The 4,314-nt window shown below is 33.8% G+C and carries 4 protein-coding genes; all 4 read right to left on the reverse strand.

Annotated elements, in window-relative coordinates; genetic code table 11:
- Positions 1-1,341: 2-oxoacid:acceptor oxidoreductase family protein (locus QZU81_RS10435; protein ID WP_295591682.1), on the reverse strand; the 1,341-nt coding region annotated here is incomplete at its 3' end.
- A 12-nt stretch (positions 1,342-1,353) separates the two neighbouring features.
- Positions 1,354-2,469, reverse strand: coding sequence for a 3-methyl-2-oxobutanoate dehydrogenase subunit VorB (locus tag QZU81_RS10440; RefSeq protein WP_295591684.1), 1,116 nt, complete (start codon positions 2,467-2,469; stop codon positions 1,354-1,356).
- Entirely contained in the window at positions 2,470-2,757 is a 288-nt protein-coding gene (locus QZU81_RS10445) for a 4Fe-4S dicluster domain-containing protein (protein WP_295591685.1), read from the reverse strand.
- Between the two features lie 11 nt (positions 2,758-2,768).
- Positions 2,769-4,314: AMP-binding protein (locus tag QZU81_RS10450; RefSeq protein WP_295591687.1), on the reverse strand; the 1,546-nt coding region annotated here is incomplete at its 5' end.

Raw genomic sequence — 4,314 nt, forward strand, 5'->3', positions numbered from 1 at the left:
GGATTCTGTTTTTAAAACATCTCCTAATTCAGTTAATGCACCTAAAAGAGCAGTATTTGCAGTTTTAGCATTTCCATGTTCTTCTGCGATATCTACACAAGGCAATGCAATAATTTTAACATCTTTATCTGTTGTAAACTCACCGATATTTGCATCGTAAAGTATAACTCCACCATCTTTTACATCTTGTGAGAATTGATCTAATGATGGTTTGTTTAAAGCAATGAGAATATCAATTTCATCAATAACTGGTGTACCTATAGGTTCATTGGATATGACGACGGAACAATTGGATTTTCCTCCTCTTTGTTCTGGTCCGTAACTTGGATACCATGATACATGTTTTCCTTCAGCACAAGCTGCTTGAGCAATTGTGAGTCCTGCACTTAAAACTCCTTGTCCACCAAATCCAGAAACTTTAATTCTTAATGGATTAATGTCATCATCAACATAACCTGTTCCTTCGCTTCTGTTAACATTAAATATTTTATCTAATGATTCAGTTGAAAAGTCACTAGCTGGTCTTTGAATAGGTTCTCTTTTATATAACTCATTTCTGAAGTTTTTGACAGGGAATTCTTTTTCCATTTTTTCTTCAATAAATTTTTGTGCACTAGCAACGTCCTGTTTTAAGTTGGTAGGACAAGGGGATAATATTTCGATAAATGAATATCCTTTTCCTTCTTTTTGAACAGTCAATGCCTGTTTGATTGCAAATTTGGCAAGTCTGATTTTTAAAGGATTAGCAAGAGATACTCTTTCAATATATACTGGAGCTTTTAGTGTATTTATTAACTCACACATATGTGTAGGGTGTCCTGCATAGTTAGGATCTCTTCCAGTTTGACAGGTAACTGTTTTTTCTCCTATTAATGTTGTTGGAGCCATTTGTCCACCAGTCATTCCGTAAATAGTATTGTTAACGAAAAATACTGCAATTTTTTCTCCCCTGTTTGCTGCCTGTAATGTTTCATTTAAACCGATGGATGCTAAATCTCCATCTCCTTGATAGCTCATTACAATCGCATTATCTTCAGCTCTTGAAATACCTGTTGCTACTGCAGGTGCTCTTCCGTGTGCACTTTGGAAGTTTCCACAGTTAAAGTAGAAATATGCATATACTGAACATCCGACAGGAGATATCATAACACATCTTTCTTGGATTCCAAGTTCATCCATACATTCAGCTATTAATTTATGTAGGATTCCATGTCCACAACCTGCACAATAATGGGTTGATTGAGTATTAGTTCCTTTTCTATGATATTCTTCTAAAAGGGATTGTGGATTTCTACGTATTTGTAATTCATAATCTTTATTATTGTTTTCTTGTTCGCTCATTTTTCCACATCCTTAATCAATTATATTTGGACTAGCTTTTTCATCACTTCTTTTTGAAGTATCTAAGTTTTCATCTTCGATTCCTGCTATTTCATAGATTTTAGCAAGCACATGTTTTAGCTCAATTAAATTTCCACCCATTCTGTTAACTAAATGAGTATCCTCTTTTCTTAATGCTGCAAATTGAACATCTGATAATAATTGACCGTTACTCATTTCGACAGATATGAAACTAACTCCCTTATCAGACAATTCTTTAATTCTATCTACTGGGAATGGTAATAATGTTATTGGTCTTAAAAGTCCAACTTTCAAACCTTTTTCACGACTTTTATCAACAGCAGTTCTTGCAATACGGCTACTAATACCATAGGATACTAAAACAATTTCTGCATCTTCAAGTTGATATTCGTCTACAATAACTTCTTCAGCTTCCATTTTTGCATATTTTTCCTGGAGTTTAAAGTTGAAATCTTCTAATTCATTGAAATCATTATAAATTGAAGTAATGAGATTTCCCATAGTTTCTTCAGTAGCTTTTACTGCCCACTCTTTATCATTTTTTGGTTCAATTGCTTTTTCCGGAAATACTAATGGCTCTGCCATTTGACCTAAAGTACCATCAGCAAGAACAATTACTGGATTTCTCCATTTATCAGCTAGTTCAAATGCTTTCATTGTTAAGTCACACATTTCTTGAACACTGTTTGGAGCTAATACTATGTTTTTGTAGTTTCCATGTCCTCCCCCTTTAACAATCTGGTGGTAATCTCCTTGTTCAGGTCCGATATTTCCAAGCCCAGGGCCTGCTCTCATAATGTCTACAATAACTGCAGGTAATTCTGTTCCGGCAAGAAAAGTAAATCCTTCCTGCATTAAACTAATACCTGGTCCGGATGATGCAGTCATAACTCTATGACCTGTACCTGATGCACCATAAACCATATTTATTGATGCTTCTTCACTTTCTGCTTGAACAAAGTTTCTGCCAACCATTGGGAAGTATTTTGATGCTTCGTGTAAAATCTCACTTGAAGGAGTAATAGGATATCCAAAGAAACAATCACAACCAGCATACATTGCACCAATGATAACTGCAGTATTTCCTTTTATCATTTGATTGCTCATTTAACTTCCTCCTTTATTAGCTACTTTAGCTTTAATCATTCTTCCAATTTCGTCGTTAACAATTTTTTTGTATTGATGTACTTCTAGGGCTAGTGGTTCAGGACATGTAAAATAACAGTCTTTACATCCTGTACATCCATTTCCACTATAATAAGCATATTGATATCCTGCATTATTTATTTCATCTGAAAGTAAAATTGCATTTTGTGGACATCCTACAATGCATCTTTTGCATCCTTTACATAATTCAGAATTAATTACAGGAAATGATATTTCTTCTTCAACCATAGTAATCTCCTTTATTTTTTGTCGTTTTCTCTAATTTCTACTCTTCTTATTTTACCACTTATGGTTTCTGGAATTTCATCCACATATTCTACCATTCTAGGGTATTTATAAGGAGCTGTAACACGTTTAACATGATTTTGTATGTCTTTTGTAAGTTCTTCTGATGGTTCATAGCCTGGTTGTAATATAATGGTAGCTTTTACAATTTGGCCTCTTACTTCATCGGGATAAGCAGTAATTGCACAATTAGAAACTGCTTCATGTGATAGAACAGCGCTTTCCACTTCATATGGTCCAATACGATAACCTGATGATTTAATAATGTCATCATTTCTTCCAACAAAATGAACATATCCATCTTCATCCACCCATGCTGTATCTCCGCAGTGATAGTATCCGTGATGGATTTGCTGTTTGTATTTTTCATCGTCATTTACATAATCTTTAAATAATCCTGGATTTGGACCATCATTCATTTTAAAACAGAGTTCTCCTTCTTCACCGATTTCTACTCTATTATGATTTTCATCTAATAACTCCAAATCAAATAATGGAGAAGGTTTTCCGATTGATTCTAGTTTCGCATCCAACCATATGAATGTTCCAATGGATAATGTAGTTTCAGTTTGACCAAATCCTTCTTTAATGGTAAGACCTGAAATTTCTTTAAATCTTTTGGATACTTCTGGAGGGAGTGGTTCCCCTGCAGTTGTAACATAACTGAGATTTGAAAAGTCATATCCTTCTATGTTTTCTTTTATTAAAAATCTGTAAATTGTTGGGGGAGCGCAAAAGGTATTTACTTTATATTCAATAACTTTTTCAAGTAATTTTATACCGTTAAATCTATCATAATCATAAATAAATACTGAAGTACCACTAATCCACTGACCATAAAGATTTCCCCAAACAGCTTTTCCCCAACCTGTATCTGCTGCAGTATGGTGAATTCCATCTTCAACAACATTATGCCAATATTTGGCTGTTGGAATATGGCCTAATGAATAAGTATGTTTGTGTGAAACCATTTTTGGAAGTCCGCTGGTTCCTGATGTAAAGTAAATTAAGAATATCTCTTCAGCATAAGTTTTATCATCACCGGTTGGCCTTTCAAATACATCGCTTTGTTCTTCTATTGCTTTATTAAAGTTTATCCAACCGTCTCTATCAGTTTCAATAACAAGCTTTTTTAAATCAATATCCAATTCTTTTTCAGCTTCTTCATAATCAGGCAACAATGAATCTTCTTCTACAGATACGACAAGTTTCACATTTGCCTGTTTTAATCTAAAATCAATATCATGTAACTTTAACATGTGGGTTCCGGGAATAGCAATTGCCCCAATTTTGTGCAATGCAACCATACAGAACCAAAATTCATATCTGTTTTTTAATGTAAGCATTACACAATCGCCTTTTTTGATACCTAAACTTTTGAATAAGTTAGCTGCTTTATTTGAATATTCTTTAATTTCTTTAAAAGTAAAAATATGTTCCTCGTTATTATCATTAGTCCAAATTAAAGCGATTTTGTCAGGATCAATTTCCGCATATTTG

It is taken from the genome of uncultured Methanobrevibacter sp., from assembly GCF_902770715.1.
In the GTDB taxonomy this organism is placed as follows: domain Archaea; phylum Methanobacteriota; class Methanobacteria; order Methanobacteriales; family Methanobacteriaceae; genus Methanocatella.